The organism is Streptomyces sp. NPDC031497 (assembly GCF_055580905.1).
Genome location: NZ_JBVIKO010000009.1, coordinates 208,097 through 223,476, shown reverse-complemented (window position 1 = coordinate 223,476; position 15,380 = coordinate 208,097). Strand labels below are relative to the sequence as shown.

General features: G+C 69.6%; 11 protein-coding genes. 3 read left to right on the top strand and 8 right to left on the bottom strand.

Annotated elements, in window-relative coordinates:
* Positions 1-180: 180 nt before the first annotated feature.
* Positions 181-1,143 (top strand): aldo/keto reductase, encoded by a 963-nt coding sequence (locus tag ACZ5K7_RS21010; RefSeq protein ID WP_468915200.1) that lies wholly within the window; start codon positions 181-183, stop codon positions 1,141-1,143.
* A 99-nt stretch (positions 1,144-1,242) separates the two neighbouring features.
* Positions 1,243-2,352: a PP2C family protein-serine/threonine phosphatase gene (locus ACZ5K7_RS21005; protein ID WP_351702521.1), complete on the top strand. Its 1,110-nt coding sequence runs from the start codon at positions 1,243-1,245 to the stop codon at positions 2,350-2,352.
* Between the two features lie 26 nt (positions 2,353-2,378).
* Here ACZ5K7_RS21005 and ACZ5K7_RS21000 read toward each other — a convergent pair whose 3' ends face one another.
* From ACZ5K7_RS21000 to ACZ5K7_RS20970, 7 genes are all read right to left on the bottom strand, one after another.
* Positions 2,379-4,184 (bottom strand): RICIN domain-containing protein, encoded by a 1,806-nt coding sequence (locus tag ACZ5K7_RS21000; RefSeq protein WP_468915197.1) that lies wholly within the window; start codon positions 4,182-4,184, stop codon positions 2,379-2,381.
* A gap of 53 nt (positions 4,185-4,237) precedes the next feature.
* Entirely contained in the window at positions 4,238-6,397 is a 2,160-nt protein-coding gene (locus ACZ5K7_RS20995) for a beta-galactosidase (protein ID WP_468915195.1), read from the bottom strand.
* Positions 6,398-6,454: 57 nt separating this feature from the next.
* Positions 6,455-7,420 carry a carbohydrate ABC transporter permease gene (locus ACZ5K7_RS20990; RefSeq protein WP_468915193.1) on the bottom strand — a complete coding sequence of 322 codons (966 nt, stop codon included), beginning with the start codon at positions 7,418-7,420 and terminating at the stop codon, positions 6,455-6,457.
* Positions 7,417-8,355: a carbohydrate ABC transporter permease gene (locus tag ACZ5K7_RS20985; RefSeq protein WP_468915191.1), complete on the bottom strand. Its 939-nt coding sequence runs from the start codon at positions 8,353-8,355 to the stop codon at positions 7,417-7,419. Before ACZ5K7_RS20985 ends, ACZ5K7_RS20990 begins: the two co-directional genes overlap by 4 nt.
* A gap of 89 nt (positions 8,356-8,444) precedes the next feature.
* Positions 8,445-9,836, bottom strand: a complete 1,392-nt coding sequence (locus ACZ5K7_RS20980) for an ABC transporter substrate-binding protein (RefSeq protein ID WP_468915189.1) — start codon at positions 9,834-9,836, stop codon at positions 8,445-8,447.
* Between the two features lie 358 nt (positions 9,837-10,194).
* Complete coding sequence (locus ACZ5K7_RS20975; protein WP_468915187.1) at positions 10,195-11,334, bottom strand: LacI family DNA-binding transcriptional regulator; 1,140 nt, start codon at positions 11,332-11,334, stop codon at positions 10,195-10,197.
* A gap of 419 nt (positions 11,335-11,753) precedes the next feature.
* The gene (locus tag ACZ5K7_RS20970) at positions 11,754-13,142 is read right to left on the bottom strand and encodes a hypothetical protein (RefSeq protein WP_468915186.1); all 1,389 of its coding nucleotides are present in this window, start codon (positions 13,140-13,142) and stop codon (positions 11,754-11,756) included.
* Between the two features lie 387 nt (positions 13,143-13,529).
* Here ACZ5K7_RS20970 and ACZ5K7_RS20965 point away from each other — a divergent pair, with 387 nt between their 5' ends.
* Entirely contained in the window at positions 13,530-14,963 is a 1,434-nt protein-coding gene (locus tag ACZ5K7_RS20965; RefSeq protein WP_468915184.1) for an alpha/beta hydrolase-fold protein, read from the top strand.
* Positions 14,964-15,073: 110 nt separating this feature from the next.
* On the opposite strand, the gene ACZ5K7_RS20960 is transcribed toward ACZ5K7_RS20965, so the two are convergent.
* Positions 15,074-15,298 carry an SDR family oxidoreductase gene (locus ACZ5K7_RS20960; RefSeq protein ID WP_468915183.1) on the bottom strand — a complete coding sequence of 75 codons (225 nt, stop codon included), beginning with the start codon at positions 15,296-15,298 and terminating at the stop codon, positions 15,074-15,076.
* Between the last annotated feature and the right edge of the window lie 82 nt (positions 15,299-15,380).

The window sequence follows — 15,380 nt, the reverse complement described above, 5'->3', positions numbered from 1 at the left end:
CTTCGCCGTTGCTCACGGAGGGCGTCATGTCGATGTTCCTCAGGAACATCGACATGCCTTTTGTAACGTTTGCCGTGCTCCTGCACAGTGGGCTCCGCACCAGGCGCCGACGCACTCCGGCACTGTTCACGCCTGCCGGACCAGCGCCGCACCCTCACAAAAATGAAGGGATTTGCTCGCGTGTCCACACTCCGCGCACTTGGTACGTCCGACCTCGCCGTCTTCCCCCTGGCCCTTGGTGGCAACGTCTTCGGGTGGACGGCCGACGAGAAGCGGTCCTTTGCCGTGCTCGACGCCTACACCGCGGCCGGCGGCAACTACCTCGACACCGCCGACGTCTACGCGGCCTGGATCGACGGCCTCAAGGGCGGTGAGTCCGAGACCGTCCTCGGCAAGTGGCTGGCGGCGCGCGGCAACCGCGACAAGGTGATCGTGTCCACCAAGGTCGGCATGCACCCGGACTACCAGGGCCTGTCCGCGTCCACCATCAAGGCCGCGGCCGAGCAGTCGCTGCGCCGCCTCGGCGTTGACCACATCGACCTCTACTACTCGCACTACGACGACCCGTCCGTGCCCGTGGAGGAGATCGTCACAGCCCTGGACGACCTGGTGAAGGCCGGCAAGGTACGCGCCGTCGCCGCCTCGAACCTCTCCGCGGAACGGCTCCAGGCGTCCCTCGACTTCGCCGAGCGCGAGAACCTCGCCCGGTACGTGGCGATCCAGCCGGAATACAACCTGGTCTCCCGCGACACCTACGAGGGCGCGCTCCAGGACACCGTCGGGCGGGCCGGTCTCTCCGCCCTGCCCTACTACGCGCTTGCCGCCGGCTTCCTGACCGGCAAGTACCGTCCCGGCGTCGCCGTCGACAGCGCACGCGCCGATCTGGCGGCCGGGCACGCGTCGACGCGGCGGGGCGCCGCGGTGCTCGGGGCGCTGGACACCGTCGCCGAGGCGCACGGCGCCGAGCTCGCCACCGTCGCCCTCGCGTGGCTCCTCACCCGTCCCACCGTCGTGGCCCCGATCGCCAGCGCCCGCACCGTCGAACAGCTCCCGGCCCTCCTCGCCGTACAGGACCTCACCCTCACCGCCGAGGACCTCCGCCTCCTCACGGAGGCTTCGGCCGTCGAGGTCCCCTCGTCCTGAGCCCCAGGAAGGCGCGGGAACGCTGCGATCTCATGATGCGGGCCGTGACCGACTGCTCGTATCGTGAGAAGACAGAGACGGCGCGGTAAGCAGGAAACCATGGCAGAACCGGCGGTCGACTACACGGCGGTGTTCCAGGCTCTTCCCGGGGCGGCGGCGCTGGTGACTCCGCAGCTGATCATCGCGGACGTCAACGCGGAGTTCCTGCGTCTCCGGGGCCTGCCACGCGAGCGAGTGGTCGGTAGCTTCATACCCGAGGACCGCCCCGAAAACGACTCCGCCGAGCCTCTCCTGCTCAGGGTTGTGGCGTCACTGCGCCGGGCGGCGGAAACCGGGGAGCGCAGCATCGTAGCGCTGCAGCGCTACGACATGAGGGACCCCGATCAGCCCGGGGTATGGCACGAGCGGTATGTCAACGTGACCAACATTCCCGTGTTCGGAGCTGATGGGCGGGTGTCGCTGCTGCTGCAGCGGCTCGAGGACGTCACCGAACTCATCCGCGCCCGGGAAGTCGCGCTGACCTTGCAGGAAGCCATGTTGCCGGCCCCTCGCCCGGTCGGCCGGCACCCCACGGCCGTTCGCTACCGGCCGGCCGCCGAAGCGCTCAACGTGGCCGGCGACTGGTACGACCTGGTCGACCTGCCCGGCGATCGCATCGCGGTCGCCGTCGGCGACGTCGTCGGCCACGGCCTGTCCGCGGCCTGTGTCATGGGACAACTGCGCAGCGCCCTCACCGCCGCCTCTCTCGGCCCCGAAGGCCCCGCCCGCGCCCTGGAAGTCCTCGGGCTGTACGCCCGCACCCTCGACGGCGCCGAGAACACCACCGTGGCCACGGCGTTCATCGACTGGGACAACGACACCATCACCTACAGCAGCGCCGGCCACCCCCCGCCGGCGCTCCTGCAGAGGGACGGGACCGTCGACTTCCTGGACCAGGCGACCGACCCGCCCCTGGCCGCCCGCCCTCAACACGGCCCCCGGACCCAGGCTGTCGCGCCCTTCCGTGAGGGCGCCGTCCTCGTGCTCTATACCGACGGTCTGATCGAACGCCGCGGCGAGGACATCGACACGGGCCTCGCCCGGCTCGCCGACTCCCTGGCCCGCCACCAGGCGGACGAGCCCGAAGCTCTCGCCGACGCCGTACTCGCCGATCTGCTCCCACCCGGTGACGCCACCGACGACACCGCCCTGGTCATCGTGCGCCTGTGAATCGGCTCCTTTCGCATCACCGGCGTCTACCGGACCAGTTCCCAGTCCTGGGAGCCGTCCGCGGTCGCCGTCTGCAGGGTGAGTTGCCCGCCGGCGGTTGCTCCGGTCAGGTACAGGGTCGTGTTCCTGGCCGACTGCAGCTTGTAGAGGCCGTCGCTGGTCCTGACGAGGTTCCAGCTGCCGGTGGAGCTGTTGTCGACCCACTGGCCGATCTTCTGTCCGGCCGTCGCGTTGCCGGTCCAGATCGCCGCCGCGCGGCCACCGGACTTGTTGAGCAGTGTGGTTCCACCGCCCGGTTCGGTCACCACATGCCAGAACTGGGTGTCGGGGTCGGCCGCCGAACCCGGGTCCTCCAGACGGACGTCGGGCACGTCACCGTTGCCGAGGTTGGCGTCGTTGGTCTTGTTCCCGGTGCCCATGACCTGGTCGGTCTTGCGGTTGAACAACTGGTAGTAGGTGCCGGCCGAGTTGCCGAGGTCCGTCTCGGCGTACGCGATCGTCGAGGTCCCCTGGTTGTTGAGGATCACGAGACGGCCCGTGTCGTCGACGTACTGGAGGTCGCGGCTGTAGCCGGCCTTCGAGGTGGTCTGGTACTCCTTCCAGATGCCGTCGCCGCGTCCGGTCTGGTTGACCCAGACGCTTGCGCTGCCTGCCGCGTTGTAGACCAGGCGGCCGCCGGGCAGCCGCACGAGGACCGGGCTGCCTCCGGTCGCCAGGGTGCGCGAACCGGTGTCGACCGGCAGGGAGTTGACGCCGGTTCCGGTGGCCGACCCCTTGAAGAACTCCAGCGGGTTGCTCGCGATCTGGTAGCGGGTGTTGGCGCCGCCGCCCCAGTACTCGTAGGTGATCATCCACTTGCCGTCGGTGGTGCGGGCCACGTTCGTCATGCCGGGCCGGCCGCCGCCGATCTCCGACTTGCCGCCTCCCAAGTCCTGGGTCAGCCCCGCGATGTCGACGACCGGGTCGCTCCACTGCGCCGCGTGGCCGTCCCAGGTCCTGTGCACGAGGATCTGGCCCCGCGCGTCCGTGGCGGTGTCGTTGGCGGGGTCGAGGGTGGCGACGCCGGTGATCGGGTCGAAGCCGGTGTAGTCGTTCTCGTCGGAGTAGTAGCAGACGAGCTTGCCCTTGTAGACCATCAGGTACGGCTCCCAGACGGGGTCCACCTGGTGGCTGGTGTTCGCCGAGGCGACGTTCTGGCCGGTCGCGCCCGCGCTGCCGCCCTGCCAGCCGCCGGTGGCGACGACGTTCTCCACCTTCCAGGTGGCCCCGTTGTCCGTGCTGGAGTAGAGCGCGATCGCCACGTCCTTGCGGTCGCCGTCGTTGGTGGACGTCCAGGTCGGGTCGGCCGCCTTGTGCTCCTTGTAGTAGTAGTCGTCGCCCGACACGACGCTCGCCAGCAGCAGGGTGCCCTGCTTCAGGTCGCCCACGTCCTGGGGCAGCACGTACAGGTACGGGTTGGTCCAGTTGCTGGTGTACTTGGCATACTTGGTGTCGCTGGACAGATAGGCCGGTGCCTTCACCTCGGACAACGACTGCCAGGTCGTACCGTCGTCGTCGCTCTTGTAGACGGGAAGCGTCTGCCCGTCGGCGCTGCCCGAGGCCGGGACCGTGGACTTCTCGAACGACGCGACCAGCCGGCCGTTCGGCAGCTCCGCCGACTTCGGGTAGACCGCGCAGTTCCCCCGGCCCTTGAGGCACGCCTCACTGCCGAGCTGGTAGATGGTCCCGCCCGTCGGGGCGTACGCCTGGGCACCGCCGGACGCGGGGATCGCCAGCAGTGCCGCGGCCGCGACGGCGGCTCCCAGCAGGTGTCTCAGTCTCTTTCTCTGCACAGCCTCTCCTTTGAGGTGGGTGGTCCTCGGGGTGACACCGACGGGCCTTCGTCCTAGACCCTCGCTCCGTCGGAACTCGCGGCGACGAGCACCTTCACGTCCCAGGCACCCAGCTCAAGCGCCGTGCCCGCGGGGACGGAAGTGCCGTCGAGAACATCGGTCAGCTCGACGGGAGCCGTAACCCGCGCCGGCTCCCAGCTCCAGTTGTGGATCACGTGCACCCTGCGGCCGTCCGAGGCCGTGCCCGTGGTCGCGGTGACGGACGCCGGAAGGTCCCGCCATCCGCTGCGCGCGGTGGGCGCCAGCCAGTCGGCGAGGGCGCGGGCGAGACCGCGGCCCGGGGCGGTGCCGACGCAGGTGATGCGCCCCTCGCCGTGGCGGCGGGTGGTGATCGCCGGCCACCTGCCGAAGTGGGGGTGGTCGTAATGGGCGAGTACCTCGGCGTCGTGGACGGTCAGGCCGTCCGCCCAGTGCCTGGCCGTCGCGTCCGCGGGGAGGTCTAGCGGGCCGTCAGGGGTGGCGGTGACCGTGATCCCGGCGGTCAGGTTGCTGAACTCGTCGTACGTCACGCCCGCCGCGGCGGCGAGGCCGCCGGGGGCCGGCTCCAGCCGGGCCCGTGCCTCGTGGTCGGCGTAGGCCGTCCGCGGGCCGAGGACCAGATGGCCGCCGGCGTGGGCGTAGGCGGCCAGCCAGTCCACGGTGGTGTCGTGGGCAAGGTACAGGCCGGGCACCACCAGGACCGGGTGACGCCGGGCCGCTTCGGCGGGTGCCATGCCCTCCCCGTCGCCGTCCGGGTCGTGGAGCTGCCGGACGTGGACGATGCGGACCTGACGGCCGGCGTCGAAGGCACCCCGGTAGAACGGGTCGAAGATACGATGGTAGGAGGCCGGGTCAGGGTCGCCGTCGGCGGTCGCCAGGGGCGGGTACTTCTGCATCAGCCACTTGCTCGGCGTCGAGTAGACCATCGTGATGTCGGCGTCCGGCTCCAGCCCCGCGACGAGCGGTCCTGCCTTCTCGAACTCCGCGCCCAGTCCGGCGATCTCGGCGTACGTCCGGCCCGGGCGGCCGCTGTGCGGGAGGACGCCGCCCCAGTAGGTCTCGGCGCCGAAGCGCAGGGTCTGCCACTGCCAGTACTCGATCATCCGGGCGCCGCGCGCCACATGGGCCCAGGCGGCCTGGCGCCACTGGCCGTCGAATCCGGGCCGGTTGTCCCAGGGGAAGCCGATGGAGTTCGCGTTGGTCTCGGTGACCAGGAACGGCTCCTGGCGTGAGGAGAACATCCAGTCCGCGGTCTGGTACATCGACCAGACTCCGGTGGTCTTCCAGATCTGCCGGTGCTCGTCGGGCGTGGGGTCGGGGAGCAGCAGGCCGTCCTGCATGTCGTAGTACGGGTTGCCGGAGGCGATGTCGAGGCGGTCCGACAACTCGTCGTCCTCCACGCCATTGCGCGTGTAGGAGATGCAGGTGGTGACGAACTGCTCCGGCCGGGCGTACTCGCGCACGATGTCGGCCTGCCAGCCGATGAACTCGGTGACCTGGCGGGCCTGGAACTCCCGCCAGGCGACGTCGTACTGGGGCTGCTCGTTGCCGTCCGGGGTCCACAGGTCGGCCCAGGTGGACAGGCGGTGCGACCAGTAGACCAGGCCCCACTCGCGGTTGAGGGTCTCGACGTCCCGGTACTTGTGGCGCAGGTGGTCGACGAACCGCTCGAACACGCCCCGGTTGTGCAGCAGATGCAGCCCCGGCTCGTTGTCCACCTGCCATCCGATGACCGCGGGGTGGTCGTGGTACCGCTCGGCGATCTTGCGGATCACCCGCTCGGCGTGGAACCGGAACGCCGGGTGGGTGATGTCCACCTCCTGGCGGGCGCCCCAGCCGATCCGCTCCCCCGTGCGCCGCTCGCCGGTGATCTCCGGGTACTGCCGGGCCAGCCACGGCGGCACGGCGTAGGTCGGCGTGCCGAGGATCACGGAGATGCCGCGTTCGTGGGCGCCGTCGAGCACGGGTTGCAGCCAGTCGAGGTCGAACCGTCCGTTCTCCGGCTCCCAGGTCGACCAGACCGACTCTCCGACGCGGATGACGGTGAAGTGCGCGTCGGCCATCAGGTCGAGGTCGGTCTTGAGCTGGTCGTCGGGCCGCGTGCCGCCGTAGGCCGGCGTGTACTCGTGGTAGTAGGCAGCGCCGAACAGAACACGGGCGGGCAGGACCGCCATGAAGGGACCTCCAAGAGGGGGAAGGGAGAAGGAGCAGGGTGTGGTCGTCAGCGGCGCTTACTGCTTGACACCGCCGGCGGCCAGGCCGCTCTGCCAGTAGCGCTGGAGCATCAGGAAGGCCACGACGAGGGGGACGACCGAGATCAGCGAGCCGGTCACGACGAGCGCGAGCATGTCGCTGCTGGCGCCGGCCCCGCCGTTCTGGGCCTGGGCCGCCCAGGAGGAGAGCCCGACCGTGACGGGGTACAGCTTCGGGTCGTTGAGCATGATCAGCGGCAGGAAGTAGTTGTTCCAGGTCGCCACCAGCGTGAACAGGACGACCGTCACCAGACCCGGTGCCAGCAGCCGCAGGGCGATCCGGACGAAGATCCGCAGCTCGCCGGCGCCGTCGATCCGGGCGGCTTCCAGAAGGCTGTCGGGTACGGCGTCCTGGGCGTAGATGCGCATCAGGTAGAGGCCGAACGGGCTGACGAGCGAGGGCAGGACGATCGCCCAGGGGGTGTTGACCAGTCCCACCTTCGCGAAGAGCAGGTACGTCGGGATCGCCAGTGCCGTGGTCGGGATCATGATGGCGCCGAGGACCAGGTTGAAGGCAGAACTGTTCCCCCGGAAGCGGTACTTGGCGAAGCCGTACCCGGCCGCGGTGGCCAGCAGTGCGGCGCCGAGGGCGCTGCCGACCGAGTACAGGACCGTGTTGAGCAGCCAGTGCAGGAAGACGCCGTCGTCGTAGGTCAGGGTCTGTCTGATGTTCGCCGGCAGTCGCGGGCTGTGCGAGAACCACAGGCCGAAGCTGTTGAACAGGTCCTGGGTGCTCTTGGTCGAGGCGACGGCGAGCCAGAACAGCGGCAGCAGGAAGTAGGCGAGTACGGCCAGCATGACGATCGTCAGCGGGGTGCTGCGGCGTCGGACCGGGGAGCGGCGCCCGCGCGGGACCTTTGACGCACGGAGTGACGCGGTGGTCCGGGAGGCTCCCGTGGCCGGGGTCGCGGGGGAACGGGTCGAGGACTGGGAGACGACCGTCACGACGTCCTCCTGCGGTTCGCGGTGATCAGCACGGCGTAGGAGAAGACCACGATGACCAGGCCAAGGAGGAAGGAGACCGCGGCCGCGTAGTTCACCTGTTGTCCGGTGAAGGCGAGGGTGTAGGCGTAGAGGTTCGCGGTGTACGAGCTGTCGATCACGTCGGGGGCGATGGTCTGCAGCAGTTTCGGTTCGTTGAACAGCTGGAAGCTGCCGATCACCGAGAACAGCAGGGTCAGCAGGAGCGCCGGCCGGAGCGCGGGCAGCTTGACCGACCAGGCGATGCGCCAGGCGCCGGCGCCGTCCACGGCGGCCGCCTCGTACAGTTCACCCGGGATGGTCCGCAGCGCGGCATAGAGAATGATCATGTTGTAGCCGACGAACTCCCAGGTCACCACGTTCGCCAGGCTGCCCAGCATCCAGGTGCCGCCGAGGAAGTGCGGGACCGGCACGTCGAGCTTGCGGCCCAGTTGCGCGAAGGGGCCGAAGTCGGGGCCGTAGAGGTAGCCCCACATGAGGGTCGCGACGACGCTCGGTACCGCGTACGGGACGAAGATGCCGAGCCTGATGACCTTGGCGAGCCGCAGCAGGCCGCTGTCGAGCGCGAGCGCGAAGAGCAGCGCCAGCAGCAGCATCACGGGGACCTGGATCGCGAAGAACGCCACGACCCGCAGGAGACCTTCCCTCAGGAGCGGGTCCTTCAGGGCGGTCAGGTAGTTGTCCAGCCCGACGAACGTCGTCCCGCCGATGAGCCGTTCCTGGAACAGGCTGAGATAGGCGGCGTAGCCGAGCGGGGTCAGGAACAGCAGCACGAACAGCACCATGAACGGTGCGATGAACAACGGGCCTGCCGCTCCGTGGCGCAGGCCACCGAGCCGGCGGCGCTGCGGCCCTGCTCGGCCCGGGTCCTCGGTGGAGGCCGCGGTCATGGCGGTCATCAACGGGCCTTTCTGGATGTCGGGGATGGCCGGCCGCGGGTCCCGGGGCTCATGCGGAGAGCACCCTTCGGCCCGGAACCCGTCGACGGTCAGGCGGACTTGACGGTGAAGCCCTGGCCCTTGGCGTAGGTGGTGAGCCGCTGCTGCCAGGCGTCGAGGGCGGCACCGCTGTCGGTCTTGTCGGCGAGGGACTTCCCGACGGTCTCGGTCCAGTCGGTGGCGGCCTGGTCGAGGAACGGCGGCCACTGGAAGCCTTCGCTGACCGTCTCGCTGATGCCGGCGAAGACCTGGTTCACCTTCTGGCCCCCGTAGAAGGACGGCGTGGCTCCGGCGAAGGACGGGTCGGCGAGCAGGGCCTTGGTCGCGGGGAAGAACGACTGCTCGGTCGCGAACATCTTCGCGCTCGCGGGGTCGCTGTTGAGGAACTGGGCGAACTGCGCGGCGGCGACGGGGTTCTTGGTCGAGCGGATGACCGCGCTGGTCGAGCCGCCCCAGTTCCCGGACACGGGACTCGACGCGTCCCACTGCGGCAGCGGGGCGGCCCGCCACTTGCCCGCTGTGGCCTTGGCGGAACCGGAGAGGAACGCCGGGCCCCACGCGGCGGTGATCCAGGTGGCGTACCTGCCCTTGTTGAGCCCGGCGTACCAGCCGTCGGTGAAGTCCGGGTCGGTGCTGATGACGCCTTCCTTCGCGAGGCCGCCCCAGTAGGTGCCGAGCTTCTTGGAGACCGCGTCGTTCACGTCGATGGTGATGTCGCTCTTGCCGGACAGGGCGTAGGGGTGGGCGCCCGCCTGCCACAGCAGGCCGTGCCAGGCGGCGGCCTCGTTCGCCGCGAGGTTGGTCAGGTAGACGTCCGGGTCGGCCTTGTGCAGCTTGCGCGCGGCGGCGGCGAACTCGTCCCAGGTCGTCGGCGGCTTGATGCCGTGCTCGTCGAAGATGTCCTGCCGGTACAGCATGCCGAGCGGGCCGGTGTCCTGCGGGATCGCCCAGATCTCGCCGCCGGAGCCGCTGACCTGCGCCCAGGTCCAGTCCACGAACCTGTTCTTCAGATCGGCGGCGCCGTAGGGGCTCAGGTCCAGCAGGCTGTCCGTGATGGTGAACGTGGGGATCGCCTGGTACTCCACCTGCGCCAGGTCCGGGGCGCCGTTGCCGGCCTTGATCGCCGTACGCAGCTTCGTGTAATGGGCCACGCCCTGACCGGCGTTGACGACCTTGACCTTGATGGCCGGGTACTTCTTCTCGAAGAGGGCGACCTCCTTGTCGATGTTCGGGACCCAGGTCCAGAAGGTGAGTTCGGTCGGCGTCTTCATCGCCTTGTCGATGTCGGCCTGGGAGAGCGGCTTGGCGGAGCTGCCGCCGCTGCCCCCGCTGCCGTTGCCACCGCTGCAGGCGGACAGCGCGACGCTGAAGGTCGCGGCCCCCACGGCGGCGAGGAATCCGCGACGGCTCGGGGAGGAGGACGTGACGAAGGATCTGGGCATGGTGAACTCCCGCCGGTAGGGCGAAGGTGAGGGCATGCCTGCGGCGGCATACCGGGCAAGGGAACGCGAGGAGGTGACGACCGGGACTTCGGGTGCGGTGCGTGGAAGGGCACGTCGTCATCGGCTGCTCCCGGCTCGCGGTGCGGATGGCGGACCACGAGGGGGAGGGCGGTCGGAGCGGGCGCCGGTGCAGCAACCCGCTCGGCGAGATGGAGATGGTGCGGTGCCCGAGTCCCCGCGGGCGGCTGAGCCGGCATGGCAGGGAGGGACAGACCGGGCAGCGGCCTGTGCGGCGGCTGCGTGTGCGTTACAGGTCCGGCCCGGGACCGTGGTCAGGGCCGACGGGGGCTGAAGTCGATCAGGAACGGTCGGATGGGCCTCCATTCGGCGGCGCGGCCTTCGCGCCACGACGGGGACGCGTGGTGGAGCGCCGTGCTCCGCCCGGATGCGTACGGGACGGAGCAGGCGCGGTCGACGCGCGGAGGACGAGTTCGACGGGCGGATCGTTCGCCGGGGGCAGGTCGGCTCCGGGCTTCTCGATGGCGTGGACGAGAAGTCTCAGCCCTTCCTGGGCCACGGCGTCGAACGGCTGACGCACGGTGGTCAGCGGCGGGGTCACGAACGCGGCCACCGGGATGTCGTCGAATCCTACGACGCTGACGTCGTCCGGCACGGTGCGGCCGGCCTCCGCCAGCGCGCGCATGAGGCCGATGGCCATGTCGTCGTTGGCGGCGAACACCGCGGTCACGGCGGGGTCCGCGGCGAGTACCCGGCCCGCCGCGTAGCCCGATGCCGCGGACCAGTCGCCCTCGACGACCGGCGGCTCGTCGCAGCCTCGTGCCTCCAGAGCCTCACGCCATCCCCGCAGGCGGTCGCGGGCGGCGTACCAGCGCTGCGGTCCCGCGAGGTGGTGGACGGTCTCGTGTCCGAGGTCGAGGAGATGCTCGGTGGCCGCCCGTGCCAGCAGGTCGGCGCCGACGCCGGCGGCCACGGTGCCGGGGCCCGTCGTGGCCACGGGCGCCCCCAGGACCAGCACCGGTACGCGCACGTCGGTGGGGACCGCTCCCCCGTCCCCCTCCTCGTCGATCGGCTCGGAGATGACGATGCCGTCCACGCCCTGGTCGAGGAGCGAGTCGACGGCTCCGCGGACGCCTCCCGGATCGCCTTCCATGGTGTTGACCACGCGGAGCGCGTAACCGGTGTCCCGGGCGGCCCGCTCGATGCCGATGAGAAGTGACGCGGGTCCGTACAGTGCCGTCCCGAGCGTCACCACGCCGATGGAGCGGGTCCGGCCGGAGGCCAGCGCCCGGGCCGCGTGGTTCAGCCGGTAGCCGAGCTCGTCGGCCGCGTCGAGAACGCGCTTGCGCACCTCTGCCGAGACGTACGCCTCATCGTTGAAGACCCGCGACACCGTCTTCTGCGACACGCCGGCCAGCCGGGCCACATCCACGCTCCGGGGCGCGCCGGAAACGCCGGCCCGTCCTGCTGATGGCGTCATGATGTCTCCCGATGGCCGCGTTCCGCGCCGGTTGCCCCGACGACCTGACTGCGCAGCCATGTCTACGCAGTCAGAAGATGTCCGTCAAGAGTGCGGAACATATTGGCAACATGACGCTCCCGGGTCCGGCATCGCTCCGGGAGCGCCCCATCGGCCTCGTGTCCTGCGCAAACGGACTCCGTCCGTCCCGGCCCCGGCGGCGACGTGACCTACGACGACCCGCATCCGTGGCGCACCGACGCCGATCGAGCCACGGTGCCCGCCGCCCCGGCGTCTTCTGGAACGGCCCTGCACCCGCGAACACGGCCCCGGCGCGTACTACGGCAACTCGGCGGTGACGCCCCCGGCCCCGTCCCGCTCCTGGTGAGGACCGCCGTCGGCGCGGACGCTCGGGCCAGGGACACCGGCGACTCCGCCTCTCAGTTCAGGGACTTGCCGAGGCGTTCGATCCGCGCCGCGACCTTCTCGGCGGTGCCCTCGACGTAGAAGCCGTCGCGTGCCTCGTAGGTGAAGTTGACGTAGTTCCAGCGGTCGGGCATGTTCTTGGCGCCGCCCTCGAACATCGACATGACGAAGGTGCTGGCGAACGGGGACGCCTTGCGAATGGCGTCCGCCGTGCTGGTGGACAGTTCCGGCTCCACGCCGGCGAACAGGCCCTTGCCCACCTGGAAGACCCAGATCGGCACCTCGACGGTGTCCGTGGGGGTGTAGGTGGCGGTCTTCACCGGGCCGGTGGGATGGTCGGTCTCCATCTGGGTGGTGGTGACTTCGTCGGTGAGCAGACGCACCGTGACGTTCTTGCCGCTCTCGTACCTGGTGATGGCCTGGGACACCCGCACGATCTCGTTGCCCAGGCGCTCGCCCTGCGCGGTCAGCAGCGCGAAGCCGGCGTCGTGCAGGTCGACGCCGTAGGTCCACGCCTTGTTCCTGTCGATCGTGTACCGCTTCGAGCGATAGGCCGGGAACTGGTCGCCGCAGGCGCCGACGAGCCAGAAACCGATGGCGCCGGGGAACTCGCTCTCCACGTGTGAGGTGGCGGCGCCGGCCAGGTCGGCGGTGATCGGCAGGCTGCCGTCGGTCATGACGGAGTCCTGCATCACACAGGACTGCACGTTGTAGTTGGTCAGGACGGCGATCGGGTTGCCGTCGAGATCGTTGAACCGGGCGACGTACACGCCGTGGTCGGAGTTGCCCCGCTCGTTGACGCCCAGCCAGTAGCCGTCCGCGGTGAGCACGTTGCGGTTGACGTTGATGTCGGCCTCGCCCTGGCCGTAGCCGACCTGGGCGTCCTGAAGGTTCCTGACCGCGTCGGCGACCGCGCTCCTGGTGGCGCTGACGATGTTCTGCACGTACGTCGCGGCGCCCGCCGACGAGCTGCTGTCCGCGACGTGCGGTGCGGAGAAGCAGTGCGTGACCGTGACCATGATGTTCGCCGCCGCGATGCCGGTGGCCGCGGTGATGGCCTGGCGCATCAGTCCGATCGCCTCGGCACTGATCGAGGTGAGGTCCAGCACGGCCAGGGCGACACGTCGGGTGCCGGACTCGACCAGCAGGACGCGCGCGTACAGGTCGTCGTGCACCGAGGTGAAGTTGTCCAGGGGCAGGATCGAGGCACTGGGCGTGAACGCGGCCTTGCCGGCGCCCACCTTCAGCCCGGTCGCCGCCTTCGTGGCGGCCCCGGCCGCCGTAGCGCTGCCCACGACGGCCGTGGCCGCCACCGCGAGGGTCGTCGCCGCGACGAACGAACGGCGGCTCACGTCCCCGGAGGAGCCGGTTTCGTCCATCTCGTTCTCGTTTCGCTCATCCATCGCAGTCCTCCACAGGAAAAGGCCGGATCCGTAACCTGCTGCCGGCGCTCCGAGTCAGTCGACTCGACGTGCGTCGGGAGCGGCGCCATAACACCGAGGAAGCATCACAGCGCCTCCAGGAATCGGCAATTCGCGGGACGCAATCTCAGCTTTCACGACGAGTATCGACGGCTCGATTTCATAGGTGGCCATCTGGCCGTGCCCGGCAAAACCGCTGGCAGGACGCACTCTGCCAGCTCACCACGGAGCGACGGCATGACCAGGTGATATCTGCGTAGCCTGTGAAAAATGAGAGATGCCGCAGCTGTGTGACTGAAACTCACACAGCGATTTCCAAGCAAGACTTCTTAGCGTTGCGGACGTTGTCCGGGCGGTCTGCAAGGGCCGGTGAATTGTGGCGATCAGTCGTCACTGGAAAAGGAGTCTGTTTTGGTGGAAAGGCGTACGTTCATAGCGGGAGCCGCAGCGGCCGGTGCAGCGGCCGTCGTGGGCGGAACGGCTCTCGCTGCGGCGGCCGAACCGAGCGAAACGGCTGCCACGGCCGGCCACGTCCGAGGCGCGACCGCGATCACGAAGGTGTTCGGAGACGGTCAGAAACTCATCGCCGTGGCTGTCGAGTACGACCGCGACATCGACGGGTCCGCCCTCTCCACGTCCACGTTCGCCGTCACCGGCCGGACGGTCACCAAGGTCTACGCGAACAGCGCGGCCGCGTTGGCCGAGCGGAGCAGGGACGGCCGGTTCGTCGTCGTCGAGCTCTCGCCCGACGACGACTCGGCGGCGCTGTGGGTGACACAGCAGGGCGGTGGGGGCACCTCGACGGGCTCTCCGAGCCCCAGCCCCAGCGACTCGGGCGGCTCGGGCGGTGCCCCGGGGGCCGGCGGTCCGAAGGTCGGCGACAGCACACCAGGCGGCACGATCGTGGCGGCGACGGCCTCGGTGGTCCAGAAGGACACCGTCAGGACCACGCACGGCGCCCGCTATGCGGCCACCGGCACGACATTGACGACCAGTGCCGTCGTGAACCTCGTCGTGGACGACTTCAGGCAGTTCACCTTCGACGACCCCGCCACCGGGCAGACCCTCAGGTACAACCTCTTCGTCCCGAAGGACTACGACCCCCGCAAGCGGTATCCACTCGTGCTGTTCATGCATGACGCGAGCGTCGTCAACGTGGCCACCGAGGGCCCGCTGGTCCAGGGCCTGGGAGCCGTGTGCTGGGCCAGTGCCGAGGACCAGGCGAAGCACGAGAGTTTCGTACTCGCCCCCGAGTACGGCTCCGTCGTCATCGACGACGACTACGAACCGTCGACGCTGTTCGACGCCACGGCCAACCTCGTCCGGGCCGTGACCGATCAGTACTCCATCGACGAGAACCGCCGTTACACGACCGGCCAGTCGATGGGCGCGATGATGTCGCTGGGCCTGAACATCAGGTACCCGGACCTGTTCGCCGCCGCGTTCGTCGTCGCCGGCCAGTGGCCCGCCGAACAGGTGGCGCCGCTGGCCGACAAGAAGCTGTGGATCGTCGTCTCCCAGGACGACGACAAGGCCTACGCCGGCGAGAACGCCATCACCGGGGCCATCGAGGACGCGGGCACCCAGGTCGCCACCGCGGTTTGGGACGGCCAGTCCGCCGCGGCCCAGTTCGCCGCCGACGTCCGCAACCTCAAGGCCCAGAAGGCACCGGTCAACTACGCCTCCTTCCTCACCGGCACGACGGTCTCCTCCGGCTCCGGCACCAGCGCGCACATGGGCACGTGGCACATCGCGTACACCATTCCGGGTATCCGGGACTGGATCATGAGGCAGTCCAAGTAGGACACCTTCACCAGGGGCGGGTTCGGTGCCGACGCGGCCCGGGCCCGCGCCTGCAGGACGCGAGAAGTTGAACGTGCCCGGCGCCCGGAACATGGCCGCCCTCGGCCAGGTCAGGCCGGCGCCCCGGACGTGCTGCGCCTCAGCATGGCGCCCGCGTCGACCTTCGTCTGGAGGCCGGTCACATACCTCGACTCGTCCGAAGCGAGGAACAGCACCGCATTGCTGATGTCGGACGGATCGACGTACGGGATCGGCATGGGCTGCGTGGTGCGGAACGACTCCTCGGCGTCCTCCCGGCGCGGGTCGTCCAGGTCGGGGCGGAAGATCCGGCACAAAGGGGGTACAGATCGCGGCCCTCCTCGACGGCGAGCTCATCGTGGACGCATGGCGTGCTGGAGGACCTCGCCTCCGCCTGCG

Coding starts and splice junctions, on each gene's coding strand:
- ACZ5K7_RS20980 (WP_468915189.1), bottom strand. CDS start 9,836: ATGCCCAGATCCTTCGTCACGTCCTCCTCCCCGAGCCGTCGCGGATTC.
- ACZ5K7_RS21005 (WP_351702521.1), top strand. CDS start 1,243: ATGGCAGAACCGGCGGTCGACTACACGGCGGTGTTCCAGGCTCTTCCC.
- ACZ5K7_RS20985 (WP_468915191.1), bottom strand. CDS start 8,355: ATGACCGCCATGACCGCGGCCTCCACCGAGGACCCGGGCCGAGCAGGG.
- ACZ5K7_RS20975 (WP_468915187.1), bottom strand. CDS start 11,334: ATGACGCCATCAGCAGGACGGGCCGGCGTTTCCGGCGCGCCCCGGAGC.
- ACZ5K7_RS20995 (WP_468915195.1), bottom strand. CDS start 6,397: ATGGCGGTCCTGCCCGCCCGTGTTCTGTTCGGCGCTGCCTACTACCAC.
- ACZ5K7_RS20970 (WP_468915186.1), bottom strand. CDS start 13,142: ATGGATGAGCGAAACGAGAACGAGATGGACGAAACCGGCTCCTCCGGG.